The sequence below is a fragment of the Clostridium sp. genome, from assembly GCF_051650885.1.
GTDB lineage: Bacteria > Bacillota > Clostridia > Clostridiales > Clostridiaceae > Clostridium.
This window is the reverse complement of record NZ_JBOFRG010000129.1, coordinates 1-18,172: the sequence shown is the minus strand read 5'-3', so window position 1 is coordinate 18,172 and position 18,172 is coordinate 1. Positions and strand designations below refer to the sequence as shown.

General features: G+C 28.8%; 18 protein-coding genes. 5 read left to right on the top strand and 13 right to left on the bottom strand.

Translation table 11 applies throughout. The features are described 5' to 3' along the window. Positions 1-269: 269 nt before the first annotated feature. Both pdxT and pdxS read right to left on the bottom strand, forming a co-directional pair. On the bottom strand, positions 270-833 hold the full coding sequence (gene pdxT / locus ACRC28_RS06390; protein ID WP_438542617.1) for a pyridoxal 5'-phosphate synthase glutaminase subunit PdxT: 564 nt from the start codon (positions 831-833) through the stop codon (positions 270-272). 1 nt (position 834) lies between these two features. Then, the gene (gene pdxS / locus ACRC28_RS06385) at positions 835-1,704 is read right to left on the bottom strand and encodes a pyridoxal 5'-phosphate synthase lyase subunit PdxS (RefSeq protein WP_438542615.1); all 870 of its coding nucleotides are present in this window, start codon (positions 1,702-1,704) and stop codon (positions 835-837) included. A gap of 197 nt (positions 1,705-1,901) precedes the next feature. Between pdxS and ACRC28_RS06380 the strand changes: the two genes are divergently transcribed. Together ACRC28_RS06380 and ACRC28_RS06375 are read left to right on the top strand one after the other, a co-directional pair. Continuing rightward, on the top strand, positions 1,902-2,816 hold the full coding sequence (locus ACRC28_RS06380; protein WP_438542614.1) for an HAAS signaling domain-containing protein: 915 nt from the start codon (positions 1,902-1,904) through the stop codon (positions 2,814-2,816). Further along, entirely contained in the window at positions 2,806-3,381 is a 576-nt protein-coding gene (locus ACRC28_RS06375; protein WP_438542613.1) for a hypothetical protein, read from the top strand. The genes ACRC28_RS06380 and ACRC28_RS06375 overlap by 11 nt, the downstream gene beginning before the upstream one ends. Positions 3,382-3,412: 31 nt before the next feature. Here ACRC28_RS06375 and ACRC28_RS06370 read toward each other — a convergent pair whose 3' ends face one another. The 3 genes from ACRC28_RS06370 to ACRC28_RS06360 form a co-directional block, all read right to left on the bottom strand. Beyond that, a complete protein-coding gene (locus tag ACRC28_RS06370) occupies positions 3,413-4,465 on the bottom strand; it encodes a hypothetical protein (protein WP_438542612.1) in 1,053 nt (350 codons plus the stop codon). Between the two features lie 111 nt (positions 4,466-4,576). Next, positions 4,577-5,587 carry a sensor histidine kinase gene (locus tag ACRC28_RS06365; protein WP_438542611.1) on the bottom strand — a complete coding sequence of 337 codons (1,011 nt, stop codon included), beginning with the start codon at positions 5,585-5,587 and terminating at the stop codon, positions 4,577-4,579. After that, the gene (locus ACRC28_RS06360; RefSeq protein ID WP_438542610.1) at positions 5,584-6,258 is read right to left on the bottom strand and encodes a response regulator transcription factor; all 675 of its coding nucleotides are present in this window, start codon (positions 6,256-6,258) and stop codon (positions 5,584-5,586) included. The genes ACRC28_RS06365 and ACRC28_RS06360 overlap by 4 nt, the downstream gene beginning before the upstream one ends. A gap of 98 nt (positions 6,259-6,356) precedes the next feature. Here ACRC28_RS06360 and ACRC28_RS06355 point away from each other — a divergent pair, with 98 nt between their 5' ends. Then, the gene (locus ACRC28_RS06355) at positions 6,357-6,794 is read left to right on the top strand and encodes a hypothetical protein (protein WP_438542609.1); all 438 of its coding nucleotides are present in this window, start codon (positions 6,357-6,359) and stop codon (positions 6,792-6,794) included. A 286-nt stretch (positions 6,795-7,080) separates the two neighbouring features. Here ACRC28_RS06355 and ACRC28_RS06350 read toward each other — a convergent pair whose 3' ends face one another. The 5 genes from ACRC28_RS06350 to ACRC28_RS06330 all read right to left on the bottom strand — a co-directional run bounded on the left by ACRC28_RS06350 (position 7,081) and on the right by ACRC28_RS06330 (position 10,541). Next, on the bottom strand, positions 7,081-7,506 hold the full coding sequence (locus ACRC28_RS06350) for a gamma-glutamylcyclotransferase family protein (protein WP_438542608.1): 426 nt from the start codon (positions 7,504-7,506) through the stop codon (positions 7,081-7,083). Beyond that, positions 7,500-8,141 (bottom strand): pyroglutamyl-peptidase I, encoded by a 642-nt coding sequence (gene pcp / locus ACRC28_RS06345; protein ID WP_438542607.1) that lies wholly within the window; start codon positions 8,139-8,141, stop codon positions 7,500-7,502. The genes ACRC28_RS06350 and pcp overlap by 7 nt, the downstream gene beginning before the upstream one ends. Before the next feature lie 293 nt (positions 8,142-8,434). After that, positions 8,435-9,370, bottom strand: a complete 936-nt coding sequence (locus ACRC28_RS06340; RefSeq protein ID WP_438542606.1) for a DUF979 domain-containing protein — start codon at positions 9,368-9,370, stop codon at positions 8,435-8,437. A 13-nt stretch (positions 9,371-9,383) separates the two neighbouring features. Continuing rightward, a complete protein-coding gene (locus ACRC28_RS06335; protein WP_438542616.1) occupies positions 9,384-10,046 on the bottom strand; it encodes a DUF969 domain-containing protein in 663 nt (220 codons plus the stop codon). A gap of 180 nt (positions 10,047-10,226) precedes the next feature. Beyond that, the gene (locus ACRC28_RS06330) at positions 10,227-10,541 is read right to left on the bottom strand and encodes a hypothetical protein (RefSeq protein WP_438542605.1); all 315 of its coding nucleotides are present in this window, start codon (positions 10,539-10,541) and stop codon (positions 10,227-10,229) included. A 232-nt stretch (positions 10,542-10,773) separates the two neighbouring features. On the opposite strand from ACRC28_RS06330, the gene ACRC28_RS06325 reads away from it, so the two are divergent. Together ACRC28_RS06325 and yjeM are read left to right on the top strand one after the other, a co-directional pair. Next, positions 10,774-11,115 carry a winged helix-turn-helix transcriptional regulator gene (locus ACRC28_RS06325; RefSeq protein ID WP_438542604.1) on the top strand — a complete coding sequence of 114 codons (342 nt, stop codon included), beginning with the start codon at positions 10,774-10,776 and terminating at the stop codon, positions 11,113-11,115. A 257-nt stretch (positions 11,116-11,372) separates the two neighbouring features. Next, complete coding sequence (gene yjeM, locus ACRC28_RS06320; RefSeq protein WP_438542603.1) at positions 11,373-12,953, top strand: glutamate/gamma-aminobutyrate family transporter YjeM; 1,581 nt, start codon at positions 11,373-11,375, stop codon at positions 12,951-12,953. 22 nt (positions 12,954-12,975) lie between these two features. On the opposite strand, the gene asnB is transcribed toward yjeM, so the two are convergent. The 3 genes from asnB to ACRC28_RS06305 all read right to left on the bottom strand — a co-directional run bounded on the left by asnB (position 12,976) and on the right by ACRC28_RS06305 (position 17,878). Continuing rightward, positions 12,976-14,841 carry an asparagine synthase (glutamine-hydrolyzing) gene (gene asnB, locus ACRC28_RS06315; protein WP_438542602.1) on the bottom strand — a complete coding sequence of 622 codons (1,866 nt, stop codon included), beginning with the start codon at positions 14,839-14,841 and terminating at the stop codon, positions 12,976-12,978. 148 nt (positions 14,842-14,989) lie between these two features. Beyond that, complete coding sequence (locus tag ACRC28_RS06310) at positions 14,990-15,319, bottom strand: rhodanese-like domain-containing protein (protein WP_438542601.1); 330 nt, start codon at positions 15,317-15,319, stop codon at positions 14,990-14,992. Between the two features lie 99 nt (positions 15,320-15,418). Beyond that, positions 15,419-17,878, bottom strand: a complete 2,460-nt coding sequence (locus tag ACRC28_RS06305) for a DsrE/DsrF/DrsH-like family protein (protein WP_438542600.1) — start codon at positions 17,876-17,878, stop codon at positions 15,419-15,421. Positions 17,879-18,172 lie beyond the last annotated feature (294 nt).

Sequence of the window (18,172 nt, the reverse complement as noted above, 5' to 3'; positions counted from 1 at the left end):
TACAATGTTTCTAAACCTTAAAATTTTTTAAGAAAAAAAATCCCCATTGGTTATACGCAAATCATACAGGTTGTGTATAGCAAATAGGGACTTTTTTTATTAAATTATTGGTTAGCTTTATGTCCTAATATTATCATATTTTTTCTCACTTGTTATATGAATTTCTATTTTTTAACTATTTGGTTACTTATTGTTTCCTATTTATTCATAAACACTTCTTATTTAGTATTGAATCGTCACTTTATTCACTTTTTATCAATTCTTTATCTTTAATTTCTTAAAAAATAATCCAAAATCATCAAATTTTTGGTAAGTTCTGGGTGGAAAGCTGTTACAAATATATTATTTTTTCTAGCTGCTACAACTTTTTCTTTTGATTTAACTAAAATTTGTACACCTTCTCCAACTTCTGTTATATACGGTGCTCTTATAAAAACTAATTCTATTTCTCTCTCTTTATCTATTTTTTCTATAATCTGTTTTTCTTTATAACTCTGGATTTGTGTTCCAAAACCATTTCTTTTAACCTTTATATCTAATACACCTAGATGAACCTCTTCCTCACCTTCAATTTCTTTAGCTAAAAGTATCATTCCTGCACAAGTTCCCCATACCTTTAAGCCCTCTTCTATTTTTTCTTTTATGACTTTGTCTAACCCTGTTATCTTTAATAACTTTCCAATAGTTGTACTTTCTCCACCGGGCAAAATTAATGCTTCTATATCATTTAAATCTTCCTTCTTTTTAACTAATATAGCCTGATGATTTAATTTTTCTATATGCTGCACATGCTCCTCCACTCCACCTTGAAGTGCTAAAACACCTACTTTCATCTTACCATCCTCTATCTTCATATTTTACTTCAATCTCATTTGCTGAAATACCACTCATAGCTTCACCTAAATCTTCTGATATTTCTGCAAGCTTTACCTTATCATCATAATAAGTAGTTGCAAGCACTATAGCTCTAGCCCTTTTTTCAGGATCACCTGACTTAAATATTCCTGAACCTACAAAAACACCATCACATCCAAGCTGCATCATTAATGCTGCATCAGCTGGAGTTGCAATTCCTCCTGCAGCAAAGTTAACTACTGGTAACTTACCATTTTCTTTAATGTATTTAACTAAATCATATGGTGCTCCATATTCTTTTGCTATAGTCATTAGCTCTTCATCATCTGCCATCTGAATTTTCTTTATTTCTGTTTTCATTGTTCTCATATGCTTAACAGCTTGAACTACATCACCTGTACCTGCTTCTCCCTTAGTTCTTATCATAGATGCTCCTTCACCTATCCTTCTTAAAGCTTCTCCAATGTTTGTAGCACCACATACAAAAGGCACTTCAAAATCTGACTTTATAATGTGATACTTATCATCTGCTGGTGTTAGTACCTCACTTTCATCTATAAAATCTATTTCTAATGCTTCTAATATTTGTGCCTCTACAAAATGTCCTATTCTAACTTTAGCCATTACAGGAATTGATACTGCATTTTTAATTTCCTTTATCATTTTTGGGTCTGACATTCTTGCAACGCCACCTTCTTTTCTTATATCTGATGGAACTCTTTCTAAAGCCATTACAGCACATGCCCCAGCTCTCTCTGCAATTATAGCTTCCTCCTTATTTGTAACATCCATAATAACTCCACCCTTTAACATTTGTGCAAGATTTTTATTTATACTTTTTCTACTCATCTTTATAGCCCCCTTTTATTTTTAGTAAATTTTACCATCTATATTTTTTATTTTCAAATGTAACGATACATTTCATTTTCTTAAGAAATCTTAAGATTTCTTATTCTTTCCTTAATAACCCACTAGAAATATTGTTATATATAGCTTTACTATATATACTTTCATTAAAGGGATTATTAAGAATATGAGGTGATTATTTGACTAAAAAAGATTTTTTAAATAAACTTGCATCTGAGCTAAGAGACCTTCCCCCAAATGTAGTTTCAGATATACTTTTTGATTATCAAGATTATTTTGAATCAAAAAAAGGTGTTTTATCTGAAGAAGATGCAATCTCTTCTTTAGGCTCAATAGATGATTTAATTAAGAATTATAGGGAAGAAAACTCCCATTTAATAAAAAATAAGAAATTAAGCTTTACTCAAGAAATTCCTGTAGTTTCAGAGAATTTTATAAATATAGATGAAACTTATGACTACTCAAAGAGTGACAAGCTAAATCTTAATACTAATAAAACTAACTCTTCTACTAAGAATAAAGAGGTCAATTCTAACGTGGATGATTCTAGTTTTTCTGATAAAAGTAAAGATGTAAATTCTAATATAAATGATACTTTTATAAATACTGAATCTCTAAACAAAAATAATAAAGGAAAAAAGCTAAAAAAAGATTCATCCCCTAAGAAAAAAATAACTAAAAAAAGCTTTTTAGGATATCTTTTTTCTCTTCCCCTTTTAGCTATAACTATTCCTATTGGAGCTTGTTTAGGTATTTCAGCAGGTGCTTTATACATAGCCTTTATTTTTATTGCAGTTCTTACAGGACTTTTAATCTTTGGAGTATCTCTAATTCCTTTTGCACTTTCCCTTGCAGGAATGGGAATTTTATTAGTTAAGTCCTTTAGCACAATTATTTTTACATCTGTACCTAGCTTTATAACAGAATTCCCAAGTATAATAATACTATTTTTCAGTATTTCACTTTTATTCTTGGGTATCGGGTCGTTTTCTCTAGGAATACTATTTATTAAAAAGACTACTCATTTCATTTCATCTATGAGTAGATATATCTTTAATTTTATTTTTAAAAGAGGTGATTTAAATGAAGCTTAGTTCACTGTTTAAAAAGAAAACTTCCTTTAAATTTGCTTTAGTTTCTTTTTCACTCTCTTTTATATTTTTTCTATTAGGACTTGGAGCTCTTAATAGTACAAGTTATAGATTGTCCAATTATTCACCTGAGCTAAAGAAATTATACAATATTGATGATACAACCTTAAGCTTTGACTATTGGTTTGCTTCAGGTTATTATTCTTATGATAACTTTGTTGACCTTTCTACAACTCAAATTAACACTCTTGATATTATTGCCCCAAATACAAAGATATACATTGGAACCTCTCTTGATTCACCTGAATTTTTATATTATTATTCAGTTGTTAAGAATCACTCCTTGGCTAGTGTAGATACTTTAAGCTATAAATATTTTAATAATACTAAGAGTGCTAATCTTACTCTTAATGACTCTATACAAGGAATTTATTATCCAGAACTTCATCTTAATTTTCCGTCTAGTTTTAAAGGTAAAGTTAAGATTCATGGATTTAAGGATAATATTATTGCGAACCATTCCTCAAATTTAAATCTTGAAATAATTCAACCAAAGGAAAAAAAATAGTGGAGATTACTTTTTGTAATCTCCACTTTCTTTAATTTCCTACAACTACATCTCCATTTAAATAAACCTTACCTACTACTGGTTTTCCACCTGCAGTTTGATTCATTTGTCCTAATGTATTTATTGTAAAGTTATAGAATGGCTTTCCTGCATTCTTATCTTCTATTTGCTTATTTGGATTTTCAGTTGTATTATTCTTATCCTTATTGTCCTTATTATCTTTGTTATCCGTATTATCTTTTGTCTTATCTACTGGTGTAACATCACCTTTTGATAATGTTATAAACATTGTATCTTTGTCTGGAACTACTGAATTATCTTTTTCTTTACACATAAATATCATACTGCTATCAGAATTCTTATATTCAAACTTTCCATCCTTTTGAATTTGCTCTACTGGGAATACATATTTATATTCATTTCCTGTTCCAACCTTTAATGCATCATTTGCAAGTTTTTCAAGTTGTGCATTTCTTTCTGCTAATACCTTTGTTTCTGGTTCTAACTTAAAGAATGCTCCTTGGCTATAAATCAATAATCCGCCTTCTCCATTTTGGATTATTTCTTGCTCATAATTGCTATTTCCACCTACATTTATAAAGTATGGTGTACTGCTTTTTATTCCTACTGAACTTAAACTTGTTCCATATATGCTTTGGAACATACTCTCATCAGTACTGTTAACCTCATAATAAGGCTTATTTATATTTACATTACTAAAATTCACTAAATTTACTTGCTTCGTGTCATTATATGTTATAGAGAAATTTTCCTCCCCTAATACAACTTTTGAACCTATCATATCATTCTTTAATGTATTTAAATCACTATCACTTAAACCTATTGTAGGTGAAGTTCCGCTTATATCAGTTACTATATAGTTTCCATAAAAACCTTGTAAAACTTTTAAACTCTTTTCCCTTTGCATCTTGTATTGATATGAATTCTTATAATTCGAACCATCAAGAGCCTTTTCTTTATTATTTACAATGCTAATAAATGCTGCAATTACACTAATTATAACTACAATTGCCACAATTATAATTCCTATAACTATTCCCTTTTTTAAACTAATTTTCTTCATAAGAATTCCTACTTTCTTTTCTTAACTTTTAACTCTATTCATTATTATATTCTAAATGATAATACTACTTTTATCCATTGTATTTATTACTTTTTGGCTAAAATTAAGATTTTATTTAAATAAATCTGTATTTTTCCCCTTAGAAAAAGTTAATTTTACACTTGTTCCACTACCTTCAGAAGATATTTCTATTCCTATATTAAGCTTTTCACAAAGTTTTTTACATATATAAAGGCCCATTCCTGTTGATTTTCCAAATATTCTTCCATTTTCTCCTGTGTATCCTTTTAAAAAGACTTTTCTTAAATCCTCTTTCTTTATTCCAACACCATTATCCTTTATTAATAGCTCTACACTGTTTGCTTTTTCTATACCTTCAATTAAAATTTCCCCTTCATTTTTTGTATACTTCAAAGAATTTCCAACTATCTGATTTAAAATGAATTCTAACCATTTTTTATCACTAAATACATCTAAATCTAAATTTTTCAAGTCTACTCTTATTCTCTTTAAAATAAAATCCATAGAATTATTTTTTAATACTTTTCCTACCACTTCCTGTAGTTTCAAGTTTATTATTCTATAATCCTCATTTGCCTCATCTATTTTTGAGTAATATAAAACTTGTTCAATCATTTTGTCTATTTTTTTAATTTCATTATCAATTCTTTTTACTTCTCTAGAATCACTATTATCAATGATAAGCTTTGTAGCTGCTATAGGTGTCTTAATTTCATGAACCCACATATCAATATATTCTCTATATTCCTCAGTCTTTTTTCTGTATGCCTTTACTTTTTCATGCATCTCTTTATTGGCATCTCTAAGACTTTCATATATAACTTTTCCTTCTATAAAACTAGGTTTTTTTACAATTTCACAGACTAAATACTTTTCATCTATTTCATCTGTAGTTTCCTTAATTTCTTTATAAAACCTTCCAACTTTAAAAAACTCTATAATCATATATGAAATTAGAGGTGCAAACCAAATTACAAAAACTAAAAATAATACCCCTGAACCTATTGAAACAAGGTGTAATAATAAAGCTACTATAAAATATAAAAATAAATTCACACCTAAAACTAATCCCCTATCTTTAAAATATCTCCCTATACTCATTGCATAATATACCCAAGTCCTCTTTTAGTTTCAATAACATTACTAAGTCCCATTTCTGATAATTTTTTTCTTATTCTAGTAATATTAACTGATAAAGTATTATCATCAACAAAATAATCAGAGTCCCATAAGTACTTCATTAAATCTTCTCTTGAAACTATCTTTTCTTTATTTTTCATAAGATAAGTAACTATTTTAATTTCATTTTTAGTTAAATCAATTTCATTGTCATTATAAGTAATTACACCCTTTTCTAAATTAAGCTTCATTCCTCTATGCTCTAAAATGCTACTCTTCTCATCTTTTCCCATGCCACTTCTTATTAAAAGTCTCTCAATTCTAGCCAATAAAACCTGAATATTATAAGGCTTAGTCACAAAATCATCAGCACCAATATTAATACTCATAAGTTCATCCATATCGCTATTTCTGCTTGTAACCATAATTATAGGAACTTGACTAAACTTCCTAATTTCACGGCAAATGTGATAACCATCAAAATAAGGTAGATTTATATCTAACAATAATAAATCTACATCCTTTTCTTTTATTTCATCTAATATATTTTCAAAATTCGTAAATTGAACACCCTCATATCCATATCTTCCTATAGTTTTTACTATTTCATCTCTAATATTTAAATCATCTTCCACTATTCCAATTCTTTTCATCATAAAACTCCTTTCCTTTTTCATTATTATATCAATATTTCAACTACTCTTAAACCTATGATATAATTTACTATAATCTTAACTTAGGAGGAATTTCTATGACAATCATTTCTATAGAAAACATAGATTCAAAAATAATAGAAACCACATTAAAAACGAGTTTAAATAAATTTACTAAGCACATCATCGCATATGCACTTTTAATAATACTTTCATGTGTTCTCTTCTTATTAAAGCTGACAGCAAATGAAACCTTTTCCTCAATCCTTTTAGTAATAGACTTCTTTGCATTGTTGCTTTTATACGACACACTTAGAGATATGCTTTCCATCTACAATGGACTAAAAAACCAAAAACTTATAAAAAAATATGATGGAAAACTAACACTAAAAAAAGAAAAAGCACCTACATATTTTATAAACAACAAAGAGTTACCAAAACTAAAAGCATCAGATAAGGCAGAGCTAAAACATCATTTAGACAAGAATTTAGAGTTGTACTTTATAAATAATCGTTTAATCTTTATAAACCTTTGAGGAGTTAAGAATTAATAATTAAGAGTTAAGAATTGAGGAAAAAACTCGCTTGGGCGAGTTTTGGAAATGAAAAAAAATTGGCTTTGCCCAATTTTTTTTCATTTCTAATTTCATATATCTCTTTCCTTCACTACAACGATAAAATTTACCACTAGGTAAATTTTGAGCCTCCCCACAAAATCGCTTGCGATTCCCCCATTCTAAATTAAAAAGCCATCCACTTCTAAAAGTAAGGTTCTAAAAGATACCTTCTCCAAAGTGAATAGCTTTTAATTATAGTATTTATTTAAATTGCTTTTTTATACTCTACCATGTATTCTTTCCAGTCATTTCCTTGAACCTTTACTAATACATCTTTTTCATTTCTTTTTGCATTTTTATTGTATCCATAAAAATATGCTTCTTCTTTTTCTCCATTTTCTAATGTAATTTGGACAACTTCTCTTAAGTATTCACAGTTGTCATCGCCTTCTACATATCCTTCTAAATGGTCTAAAACTTTTAATGTTTCATCAAAGTCTTTTAATGTCATAAGCTCACCTTGTATCCACTCTGATCCTTCAACAACTGCTGGATAACCTTTATTTTCTATATGAAATAACTCCCCAGTTATTTTTCCCATTTGAACCTTTGAAACTTTTCCCTTTAATAATCTATTGTAATTAAACATATTTTCTCTTAAACTTCCATATACAAAAACTTTTCTTAACATATAGCTCCACCTACTTCTTTAATATCATTCTCATAAATAGTACATGCTTCTATCGCTAACTCAATTCCCTTTGTTATCTCATCTAAAGACATTGATGGTATATTCTTTTTCCCAACTGCTTGTATTGTTGCACATGGTATATGAATAAATCCAGCCTTTATATTATTGTACTTCTTTTGTGCTAAGTATAAAACTCCATACATTACATGATTACAAACAAATGTACCTGCTGTGTTTGAAATTTCACTTGGAATACCATTTTTATTTAAATGTTCTACCATTCCCTTTATAGGTAATGTTGTAAAGTATGCTGCTTCCCCATCTTCCCTTATAACTTCATCAATTGGTTGATTGCCTTCATTATCTTTTATCCTAAAATCATTTAAGTTAATCGCCACTCTTTCAGGTGTAATTCCAAATCTCCCAGTCGCTTGTCCTATAGATATAACTACATCAGGTCTATGTTCTTCTATACTCTTTTCAATCACCTCTAAAGATTTTTCCATAACCGTTGGAATAATAACCTTTATAACCTCTGCTCCGTTAATCTCATCTCTAACTCTTAAAACAGCCTCCTGAGCTGGATTAATCATCTCTCCTCCAAAAGGATCAAACCCCGTAACTAAAACTTTCATAAAAAACATCCTCCTAAGCTAAAATCTATTTAAACCTCATCATAACCTCTACTATACAACCCTTAACTTCTACCTCTCAATTTCTATCTTCTAATCAGCTCCTGCGATAAAATTTGTCACCAGACAAATTTTGAGCCCCTCTCTCACAAGAATCCTCTCCATTTTCTCAACTCTTACTTCTTAACTCCCAATCCTCTCCTACGATAAAATTTATCTTCAGATAAATTTTGAGCCCCCTCACAAAAATCGCTTGCGATTCCCCTAATTCTTAATTTTAAATTCTTAACTCTTAATTAAAAAGCCAAGAAGTACATTGCAAAAATGTGTATCACTAAAAGTATCGTTGCCGTTATCGCTTGGTGCTTAATAACTGAATATTGATTCTTACATTCTAATAATGCTGCTGGTACTATGTTAAAGTTTGCTGCCATTGGTGTTAAAAGTGTTCCACAGTATCCTGCAGTTAGTGCTAATGCCCCAACTATTACTGGGTTTCCACCTTGCATAAGTACAAATGGTACTCCTATACCTGCTGTTATTACTGAGAATGCTGCAAATCCATTACCCATTATCATTGTGAATATTGCCATTCCAAGAACATAAGCTACTACTCCAAAGAATCTATTATCAGTTGGTACTACTCCAGATATTCCATCTGCTATAACCTGTCCAACTCCCGCTTGTGTAAATAATGCACCTAGTGCTACTAATAATTGTGGTAACATTGCTGTCGGTCCCATTTGATGTAATAATTTTGCTCCATCATTTACTGCCTCTTTTGGCTTTGCCTTAGTTAAGAAGAATGCTAGTACTAATGCTACTATTGCCCCTGCCCCTATTGCAAATTGTGATGAATTTTTTAAGTCTGTAAATACTACCGATATTATTACCGCTACAAGAGCTAGTACTAGTGATGGTATAAATATTTTATTTTTTATCTTTAGTGATGATTTTGCCGATTGCTCTTCTGTTGCTTCATCATATTTTGCAAAAACAACTCTTTTTGATAATGTTAGCAAACTTGATAATATTAAAATTCCTCCTACTACATTTGCTGGAAGTACTTTTCCTAGCATAAATGGTAGTGCTATTAATATCCAAAATAAAGTTGTACAATATTTTTTATCCTTCTGTTCTATAGTTGTGAAGGATTTATATGCAATTACTATCATTATTAACCCCATGATTACATAAAAGCCTTCTAAAGCTGTATTTATAAAGTTTTGCATTTAAATTCCTCCTCTACTTTTTATATTTCTTCTGTAATTTCTTATCATATAATCTATTTTGTAATAATGATACTAAGAATGCTATTACTGCCATGATTATACTTGCTTTCGCTATTTGTATTCCTGATACATTGTATCCAAACTCTGTTAATGTACTTGCTATTAATAATACTCCTGAACTTCCTGCAAAAAGGTTTTGCCCAAAGAAGTTTCCATAGTTTTCTGATGCTGCTGCTAATGCTTTTATTTTTTCTTCATCATCTTCATCTATTTTTCCATATTTACTTTCCGCTGCTGCTTGAGCCATTGGATTAACTAATGGTCTTACAAATTGAGGATGTCCACTTATTCTAATTGATAATGCTCCCATAAGCTGTCTTATTAGTGTATAAGCTGAAAGAACTCCTCCTGTTGTAAGTTTTCCTAGGTTCTTTATTAAATGAATTGCTCTTTGCTTTAATCCATATCTTTCTAATATTCCTATTACAGGTAAAGTTAGTATAAATAACGATACAGCCCTATTTGCTACGAAAGATTCTCCTAAAACTGTTAATATTTCATTTATACTCATTCCCGCTACAAGCCCTGTGGAAACTCCTGCAAGCAATACTGTAAATAATGTTTCTATTTTAAATGTAAATCCCATTATTACAATGGCTATACCTATTAATTTAATCATACTTTACTTCCCTTCTCTCTATTTATTATTCTTTCGTTTTTATTTATGTTTTAATTTTATAATACTTTATTCAAAATTGCAACATATTTTTAACACTTTGTTAATATTATTGTCGAAAATCATTATTTAAATTCAAAAAAATAGACCTTTTTCTATTTCTAGAAAAAAGCCCCTTTCTTATTCTTCATCTTTAATTTTTTGCTCTTTATTTTTAAAACTATTTAATTTTGATTTTGCAAATGTCTTATCTTCTTCGGTAAACTCATCTTTATATTTTTCACTCAACACCAAAGCTTCTATTGTTAAGTCTTCTCTTCCAGCCTCTATAAGCTTTTCAAGATTTTCTATATCCTCACTATCCCTTATTATTTCTCTTAATGACAGTAATGCACCTTTACCATTAATCATTTGAAATAATCTGTCAAATTTAAAACCTGGTATTAATGCTGCTTCTCTACAAATTTCTATAACATCGTTATACAATTCAAACAAATTTCCCCACTCCTTCTTTTTAATACTTATAGTTTAATCCTTTTTATTCTATTTATTCTTGTAATTATAATTTATTTTTTTTAATTTATGGTTACATCTTTGTATCTTTATTGTTTATTAAAATTTCATTAATAGCCTCTACATTTATCTTTAATATTATTAACTATATAATCATTTATATTACGGAATACTATTACATATTACTATGATTTTTTTAAGGAGGTATTTATTAATGAAACTTAGAAAAACTTTCACATGTCCATTAGAACTTTGTTTTGATATTATTCGTGGAAAATGGAAACCTATAATTATATGGAGGTTAAGGGTTGGAAACACTTCTCCCTCACAACTTCAAAGAGATATTAAAGGAATAACTCAAAAAATGCTTTTAGAGCAATTAAAAGAACTTACTGAAACTAATATTATTGATAAAATTGTTTATCCTGGATATCCTCTAAGAGTTGAATATTTTTTAACTAAACGTGGAAAAGATATATTAGAAGCATTAAAAATAATGCAAAGAGTTGGAACTGAATTTTTAAATGAATTAAATGCTTTAGAAGAAAATGAGTAAATTTCGATTTAATAAATTAAAGTGTTTTTTTTTCAATCTATTTATATTTTCAATATTTTTATGATATTTTTTTATTAAAATGAATTATTTTTATTAAAATAATTCATTTTAACAATTTATGCATTTCTAGTTTTCTCTTTATTCATATTAAAGATGTATGATATATATAAGGACAAATGTATTTAATAGAAAGACATTTGATTATGTTTTTTATATTCATAGATGCAATTGATTATTAAATTTTAGGAGGAAACTTTATGTCGAAAGAAAAAACTAGTAAGTATAGTATATCCTTTTTTAGTTTCTTAGTAATGATTTTCTTAACTGTTTATGGACTTCCAAACGGTGAGCAAGTTTACTATCAAATGGGATATGCTGCAATTACTTACCTAATAATAGCAGTTATTATATTTTTTATTCCATATTCATTTATTGTTGCAGAAATGAGTTCTGCTTTTAAGCATAAAAAGGGTGGAATATTCTCTTGGATGTCTGAATCTGTAAATGAAGGTTTTAGCTTAGTTGGTACTTTCATTTGGTACGGTGCTTTTGTTGTTATGTGGTTCTCAGCTTCATCTATTTGTATTGCGATTTCAGTTGCAATCTTTGGAGTAGATACAACCTCAACTTGGCATTTCTTAGGATTCAACGCACCAGAAACACTTGCTATTGTAGGTGCTATTTATATGATTGTTGCTGCACTTTTGACAACTAGAGGTTTAAAAAGATTATCATTTCTTTCTAATATATCAATTGTAACAGTAATTCTTTCACACATATTAATTTTAGGTGGTGGTATCCTTTTATTTGCTTTATCAGGATTTAAACCAGCACAAGGTTTTGACTTTTCAAATATTCACTCTTATTTTTATGGGCCAAACCCAAGCTATGCCTCATTTTTACCTGCACTTGGTTTCTTAGTATTTGCAGTTTGTATCTTTGCTGGTATGGAAAATAGCGGTGGACTTGTTGATAAAGTTAAAAATGGTAAAAAGAATGTTCCTAGAGCAATCTTTGTTGCAACTGTTCTTATTACAGTTTTATATATTGGTACTGTTTTAATTTTAGGTTTTGTTTGTAACTGGAAAGCTACATTTGATTCACCTAAGGTTAACCTTGCAAACTTTAGTATATACATAGTTCAACAAGAGTTCTTTAGACTTGGTACTATACTTGGTTTATCACCTAGTCAAGCTTTAGGACTTGGAGAATGGATTAATAGAATTACTACTATTATTGGATTAATTGGATTAACTTCAATTCCACTAAGACTTTATACACCAATAAAGCACATGTTTGAAGGATTACCAAAAGGAATGCTACCTGAAAAACTTCAAAAAGTAAACAAACATGGAATGCCTGTATATGCAATTCTTTTACAAACTGTAATAGTTGTATTCTTTGTATTACTTTTAGGTTTTGGTGGTGGAAATGTATCTGAGCTATTTAACAAAATGACTCTTATGACATTCGTAGCTAGTACTGTTCCAATATCATTTGTTGTTTTTGCTTATATTAAATTTAAGCTTAATGACAACATAAAGAAAGAGTACACTTTCTTTAATAAAAAAATCGGAGTTATTTTTGCATCAATTTGTTTTGTTGTCGTAACATTCGTAAATATCTATTCAATGATTGAACCTGCTTTAACTGGTAATGTTAGCAACAGTCTTTGGGTTGCAGGTGGACCTGTATTCTTTGGATTAATCGCCTTCATTCTTTATAAACGTTATAAAAGAAGAAAAGCAGCTGGACTAATTGTTGATGACATTGAGGTTACTGAAGTTACTGAATCTAATGAAGGTATTGAAGTAAACGAAATTGATATAATTGAATAAAGGATGCCTTTTGGCATCCTTTTTATTTTAAATATAATTTCTCATTTTTATCTAAAGTTTTATCTATATAAATTTTATACCATATAATATATACAATTATAGCCCATATTTTTCTGCTATAATCTACCCTTGTTTTTTTATGTAATCTTAAAAGCTTTAATGCTTCTTTTGTATCTATTTCTTTTACTGGATTATTTTTTATAATTTCTTTTGCCCAATCATAAAGCTCATTTTTAAGCCATAGCTTTAGTGGAACTGGATACCCTAATTTTTTCTTTTCATAAACTTCATCTGGTAATATTCCTTTAAAAGCTTCTCTTAGCATATATTTTGTTGTAAACCCTTTTATCTTATCTTCCTTTTCTAATCTTGATGCTAATTTAAATACTTCTTTATCTAAAAATGGAACTCTAAGCTCTAAAGAATGTGCCATAGACATTCTATCTGCTTTTGCTAAAATATCCCCTACAAGCCAAGTATTTATGTCTATAAACTGCCTTTTAGCTACATTATCTAACTCCTGTACTCTATCAAAGTATTCCTTTGTAATCTTTTCTCCTCTTAATTTTTTATCATAATTCTTTATAATTTTAGATTTTTCTTTTTCTTTAAATACCCTTGCATTTCCTACATATCTTTTTTCTAAATCCGTGCATCCTCTTTCAATAAAATTTTTCCCTTTAACATTGTTAGGAATTAATTTTATACTTGCTAACATTATTTTTTTAATTTTTTTAGGAATTTTCTTAAATACCTTTAGTGAATTGTCTTCTGTATATATATTATATCCACCAAAAAATTCATCTGAGCCTTCTCCTGATAAAACAACCTTAAATTTACCGCTTACCTCTTTACATATATGATATAAAGGAATTATTGATGGATCTGCTATTGGTGAATCCATATGATAAATTATTTTAGGTAAATCTTTTATAAAATCTGTGCAATTTAGCTTTACCTCTTTAAATTTTATATTAAAATTTTCTGCAAACCTTTTAGCGTAAGGGGTTTCATCATATCCTTCAACGTCAAATCCTATGCTATAAGCTGTTATATTTTTATTTAATTTCCATGCTAAATAAGTTGTTATAGATGAATCTATCCCACTTGATAAAAAGGTTGCAACTGGAACATCTGCTATCATATGCTTCTTTACAGAATCATTTAAAACCTTATATATTTCCTTCTTTAAGCTCTCTTTATTTTCTTTATGTTTTGGTGATAACTTCACTTCACTATATCTTTTTACTTTTAAACCTTCTTTATTTTTTTGTAGCATACAACCTGGCATTAATAATTTTATTTCTTTAAATAAAGTTTTTTCTCCTGGTATGTACTGAACAGTCAAATAATTATTTATTTCTGCTTTATTATATGTAAGTTTTTTCTTTAATTTTACTAAGGCTTTTAATTCAGATGATATCCAAATTTCACCTTCATCTTCTAAATAATATAATGGTTTTATCCCAAATACATCTCTATAAGCTAATAACGTATCCTTAGCTACATCATATATAACTATAGAAAACATTCCTCTTAGATGCTTTATAAATTCCTTTCCATACTTTTCATACATAGCACTTATTACTTCTATTTCAGAATTTGTTTTGAATTTTTTCCCTTGTTTTTTCAAGTCTTTTTTTAGCTCTAAGTAATTGTATATCTCTCCATTAAAAACTATTATATATTTATCTTTATACGAAAAAGGCTGTGCTCCACCTTGTATATCCACTATACTAAGCCTTCTAAATCCAAACACTACCTTCTCTGTTTTTGCTATCTTAAAATCATCTGGTCCTCTATGAAAAAGCTTTTCAGATGCTTCACGCACTCTATCTTCATCTTCTTTTAAAATTGCATTTTTAAATAAAGTTATAAAACCACACATAAAATTACCTCCACAACTTCTCTATTTAACCTTATTATTCTCAAATTCCCAAAATTTATACATTATTTCAAACTTAATTTTATACTTTCTATACAAAAAAACTCGCCTAAGCGAGTTTCATAAAAATTCTTAATTCTTAATTTTCAATTTAATACATATCAACTCTATTTTCACCTTTATATCTAGCGAATCCACCTTTTATGTTCACAGTATTGTATCCCATAGCATTTAGCTCGTCACACGTTCTAAAGCTTCTTGCACCTGAATGACAAAGAATATAATATTCTTCACCTTCATTTAAGTATTCTTCTGGATATTGAAGAAGTTCAAGCATTGGAATATGTTTAGCTTCTGCTAAAGTTCCTGATAGCATTATTTCACCTTTATCTCTTATATCTATAACTTTTACATTATCTATGATTTTGTCCATGTTATTAATATCTACTTCTTTAACAACTGAACTTACTACTTCTGACATATTTTTTCCTCCATGTTTATATATACTAAATTTATTTTATAACAATTATTCTTCCTTTGCAAAATTAATTAAGCACTCCTTTTTAAGAGTGCTTAATTATTAGATAAATAAGTTTGATGTGCTTTCTTCAGCTTCTCCTAAGTAGTATCCTACTCCACCATATTCAATTCCATCTATAAGTTCTTCTTCTTTTATTCCCATAACATCCATAGACATTGTACATGCTACTATTTTTATTCCACTATCTATGGCATTTTGAATAAGTTCTTCTAATGATTTTACATTTTTCTTTTTCATTATTCCTCTAATCATTTTAGAACCCATTCCTCCCATATTCATCTTAGAAAGTCCAAGCTTCTTACTTCCTCTTGGCATCATAGCTCCAAACATTTTTTCTATTGGATTCTTACTTACCTTAATTTTTTCATGCTTTCTTAAAATATTTAATCCCCAAAATGTAAAGAACATTGTTACATCTTTCCCCATAGCTTTTGCACCATTTGCTATTATAAATGAGGCTATTGCTTTATCTAGCTCTCCACTAAAAACAACCATAGTATGACCATTCTTTTCTTCTTTTGTAACTACTGCCTCATCCTTTATCTCACTTTGTTCAGTGCCTTTTAAAATAGTTGCATTAACTATTCCCTTTTCTTTTCTCACATCTAATACTGTATTTCCTGTTCTTTTTGCCCATGCCTTAACATCTTTAAAAAATCCTACATCTGATGCGCTTGCCTTTAATATATCTCCCTCATTTAACTCATTCATATGTCTATTTACTTCCATTAAAGGACCAGGACAACACATTCCTTGAAGGTCTACCTCCTTTATATTTCCTTTAGGCTTTTTTTCTTCTTTACTCATTGCACATTCCTTTAAATCTTCATTAAAATCAAAATTCTCTGCTTTATATCCAAATGTTTTATATGCTTTATATCCACCTGATAGATTTTTTACATTGAATCCATTATTTCTTAAGATACTTTCTCCAATCCACCCTCTTACTCCAACAGCACAATAAACTACAATATCTTTTCCTTTGTTTATCTCTGGTAATTTATCTCTTAATGTATTTAATGGAATATGAATTGCACCATCAATCATTCCGTTTTCTACTTCTATATCTTCTCTTAAATCAATTAATATAGTATTTTCTTTATCTAAATCTTTTAAGTTTTCTACATGAATTAAGTTACTTAATCCTTTTTCTTCATTGTCTGCTATAAATCCAGCCATATTTGCAGGAGATTTTGCTGAAAGATATGGTGGTGCATAAGCAAGCTCTAACTCTCTTAAATCCTCCATAGTACCTTTTAGCTTTATTACTGTACTTATGACATCTATAAACTTATCAACTCCATCTACACCTACACATTGCGCTCCTAACACCCTATCATCTTCTATGCTGTATAAAACTTTTATAGAAAGACCTGTAGCCCCTGGATAATATCCTGCATGTGTCATTGGGTATAAGTATACTTTCTTATATTTAATTCCTTTATTTTTTAAAGTTCTTTCATTATTTCCTGTACTAGCCCCAGTCATATTAAATACTTTAATAATTGAAGTTCCAAGTGAACCCTTATAAATACTTTCAAGCCCTGCTATATTATCTGCAATAATTCTTCCTTGTCTGTTAGCAGGTCCTGCAAGAGGTAAAAATGCTACATCACCATTTACAATGTCTTTAACAGCTACTGCATCCCCTCCTGCGTAAATCCCTTTTTTATTTGTTTCCATAAATTTATCTACTAAGATATGTCCTCTATCCCCAAGTTCTATTCCTGATTCTTTCAAAAATGAAGTATCTGGCATTACTCCAATAGCTGAAATAATAATATCTCCTTCAATTTCTTTTCCGCTCTCTAATTTTACAGATATTTTTTCATCCTTTTCTATGAATTCAATAACTTTATCATTTAATGTTATACTAACATTATTTTCATTCATCTCCATTTCTAAAAGTTCTGAGATTTCTGAATCAAAAGGCCCTAATATATGTGGTGCTGCTTCAACTAAATTTACATTTATATTTCTATGAGTTAAATTTTCTGCTACTTCAACCCCAATGTATCCTCCACCAATAACAATTGCATTTTTCACTTTATTATTATCAACTTCAAACTTTATTTTATCCATATCATTTATTGTTCTTAATGTGTGAATTTTTTTACTTTGTATTCCTTTTATATCTGGAACTATTGGCTTTGCTCCTGGTGCTAAAACCAAATAATCAAAGCTTTCTTCATACTCTTCATTATTAGCATTTTTAACAACAACTTTTTTGTTTTCTGCATCAATTTTTATTACATTACTTTTTACTCTAACATCGATATTAAACCTATCTTTTAACTTTTCTGGTGTTTGAAGAATTAATTTATCACGAGTCTTTATTACTTCTCCAATATGATAAGGTAATCCACAATTTGCAAATGAAATATAATCTCCCTTTTCAAACATTACTATATCTAAATCTTCTCTTAATCTTCTAAGTCTTGCTGCTGTACTTGCTCCTGCTGCAACTCCACCTACAATTAAAACTTTTTCTCTTTTCATTTAATATCACTCCTCTTGATTTTCTATCTATATTTATTTTCTCTTTAAATTTAAATTTCAATACATTATTTATATATTCAAATATTACGATATAGTTCCTGTTTTGTCAATAAAAGATACATCTATTTAATATTGCTCATTTCTAATATCGTAGATGTATCCTTTTTTTAAATATCTAGTAACTTTATTATTTTTTCTACTCTGTCATCAATTACCTTATAATTTATTTCAAGTCCATGTCTCTCACCTTCAATTACCTTTGCCACTCTAAGCTTCTGTAAATGTTGTGATATT

Bases quoted from the DNA above. Each gene is read 5' to 3' on its own strand.
- pdxT (WP_438542617.1), bottom strand. From the start codon at position 833: ATGAAAGTAGGTGTTTTAGCACTTCAAGGTGGAGTGGAGGAGCATGTG.
- pdxS (WP_438542615.1), bottom strand. From the start codon at position 1,704: ATGAGTAGAAAAAGTATAAATAAAAATCTTGCACAAATGTTAAAGGGT.
- ACRC28_RS06375 (WP_438542613.1), top strand. From the start codon at position 2,806: ATGAAGCTTAGTTCACTGTTTAAAAAGAAAACTTCCTTTAAATTTGCT.
- ACRC28_RS06370 (WP_438542612.1), bottom strand. From the start codon at position 4,465: ATGAAGAAAATTAGTTTAAAAAAGGGAATAGTTATAGGAATTATAATT.
- ACRC28_RS06365 (WP_438542611.1), bottom strand. From the start codon at position 5,587: ATGAGTATAGGGAGATATTTTAAAGATAGGGGATTAGTTTTAGGTGTG.
- ACRC28_RS06360 (WP_438542610.1), bottom strand. From the start codon at position 6,258: ATGAAAAGAATTGGAATAGTGGAAGATGATTTAAATATTAGAGATGAA.
- ACRC28_RS06355 (WP_438542609.1), top strand. From the start codon at position 6,357: ATGACAATCATTTCTATAGAAAACATAGATTCAAAAATAATAGAAACC.
- ACRC28_RS06350 (WP_438542608.1), bottom strand. From the start codon at position 7,506: ATGTTAAGAAAAGTTTTTGTATATGGAAGTTTAAGAGAAAATATGTTT.
- pcp (WP_438542607.1), bottom strand. From the start codon at position 8,141: ATGAAAGTTTTAGTTACGGGGTTTGATCCTTTTGGAGGAGAGATGATT.
- ACRC28_RS06340 (WP_438542606.1), bottom strand. From the start codon at position 9,370: ATGCAAAACTTTATAAATACAGCTTTAGAAGGCTTTTATGTAATCATG.
- ACRC28_RS06325 (WP_438542604.1), top strand. From the start codon at position 10,774: ATGAAACTTAGAAAAACTTTCACATGTCCATTAGAACTTTGTTTTGAT.
- yjeM (WP_438542603.1), top strand. From the start codon at position 11,373: ATGTCGAAAGAAAAAACTAGTAAGTATAGTATATCCTTTTTTAGTTTC.
- asnB (WP_438542602.1), bottom strand. From the start codon at position 14,841: ATGTGTGGTTTTATAACTTTATTTAAAAATGCAATTTTAAAAGAAGAT.
- ACRC28_RS06310 (WP_438542601.1), bottom strand. From the start codon at position 15,319: ATGTCAGAAGTAGTAAGTTCAGTTGTTAAAGAAGTAGATATTAATAAC.
- ACRC28_RS06305 (WP_438542600.1), bottom strand. From the start codon at position 17,878: ATGAAAAGAGAAAAAGTTTTAATTGTAGGTGGAGTTGCAGCAGGAGCA.